Source organism: Cupriavidus pampae, assembly GCF_914271485.1.
Lineage (GTDB): Bacteria > Pseudomonadota > Gammaproteobacteria > Burkholderiales > Burkholderiaceae > Cupriavidus > Cupriavidus pampae.
This window is the reverse complement of record NZ_CAJZAG010000035.1, coordinates 1-1,594: the sequence shown is the minus strand read 5'-3', so window position 1 is coordinate 1,594 and position 1,594 is coordinate 1. Positions and strand designations below refer to the sequence as shown.

The window sequence follows — 1,594 nt, the reverse complement described above, 5'->3', positions numbered from 1 at the left end:
CATGGCGGTAGTCTAGAAATGCCGGGCCATATGGTCTAATACCTTCCATCAGCGCGAGCGATACGGGATCGGTATGGCTCTCCGGCAGCCGGAGCCAGCCACCAGGAGTGAAGAATGGAGTTTCGACAGCTTCGCTATTTCGTTGCTGCCGCGGAGGAGGGCAACGTCGGTGCCGCCGCGCGGCGGCTGCATATTTCCCAGCCCCCGGTCACGCGACAGATTCACGCGCTCGAACAGCATCTGGGCGTGTTGTTGTTCGAGCGCAGCGCGCGCGGCGTGCAGCTCACGCCCGCCGGGGCCGCGTTTCTCGAAGATGCACGGCGCATGCTCGAACTGGGTCGGACTTCCGTGGACCGGTCCCGCGCCGCCAGCCGGGGCGAGATCGGCCAACTCGATATCGGCTACCTCGGCACGGCGATCTACCAGACCGTCCCGGCATTGCTCCATGCGTTCACGCAGGCGGTCCCGGGGGCGACGCTGTCTCTGGCCCTGATGCCCAAGGTGCGGCAGATCGAGGCCCTGCGTGCCGGCACCATCCATCTCGGTGTCGGCCGCTTCTACCCCCAGGAGCCTGGAATCACGGTGGAGCACCTGCACTACGAACGGCTGTATATCGCAGCGGGTTCGAGCATTGCGCGCCAGCTGAGACAGGATCCGACGCTGCTGCGGCTCAAGAGCGAGTCCCTCGTTCTTTTCCCCAAGGAGGGGAGGCCGAGTTTCGCTGACGAAGTGATCGCCTTGATGCGCCGGGCCGGGGTCGAGCCGCGCGTGACGGCGATTGTCGAAGATGTCAACGCGGCCCTCGGGCTCGTCGCGGCCGGCGCCGGCGTCACGCTGGTCCCGGCCTCGGTGGCCGCGATTCGGCGGCCCTTCGTCCGGACGATGGAGATGGCCGATGCGAGCGCCAAGGTGCCGGTCAGCCTGACTTACCTGACCGACTCTCGCGTACCCGTGCTTCGCGCATTTCTCGATGTCGCAAGACGCGGGAAAGGACAGAAATAGCGCGGCTGGCTACGTGTACGATTTCGTGTTCGAACGCGAACTCCGTCAAGCAACTCGACCATCCATCGCCGCCGTCAGGCGCCAGCGCGAAGACGACTACCATCGAGATAGATCACCCGCCGCGTGGCGCCCGCAACGGGCCTCCTCGAAGGCGAATGCAACCCCGCTCCCCTCAGCACGGCACATGGCCACCCAAGATCGAACCCAGGCGGCACGCAAGAAGACATCGGGCCCGGCCGCGGCCAAACCCGCCAGCGAATCGACGCTGTACGTGCAATCGGTCGAGAAGGCGATGAAGGTGCTGATGGCCTTCGACGGCTCCAAGCGCCAGCTTTCGCTGTCCGAGATCTGCACGCTCACGCAGCTCGACCTGAGCGCCGGGCAGCGCTTCACTTTCACGCTCACGGCGCTCGGCTACCTCAACAAGGAATCGGAAAGCCGCAAGTACGAGCTCTCGCCGCGGCTGCTCGACTTCACCTACCATTACCTGGCGTCGAGCGACGTGGTGAACCGCGCCACGCCCTTTCTGCAGCAGCTCAGCCAGATGACGGAGGAGGTCTGCAACCTCACCGTGCTCGACGGGCCGGACATC

The 1,594-nt window shown here is 65.3% G+C and carries 2 protein-coding genes; both read left to right on the top strand.

Annotation, left to right across the window (positions count from 1 at the left end; all coding sequences use genetic code 11):
- The first annotated feature begins 114 nt into the window (after nt 1-114).
- Complete coding sequence (locus LDO41_RS34130; RefSeq protein WP_011178398.1) at nt 115-1,002, top strand: LysR substrate-binding domain-containing protein; 888 nt, start codon at nt 115-117, stop codon at nt 1,000-1,002.
- A partial coding sequence (locus tag LDO41_RS34125; RefSeq protein ID WP_143032060.1) for a helix-turn-helix domain-containing protein occupies nt 971-1,594 on the top strand: 624 nt, incomplete at its 3' end. The genes LDO41_RS34130 and LDO41_RS34125, both read left to right, overlap by 32 nt.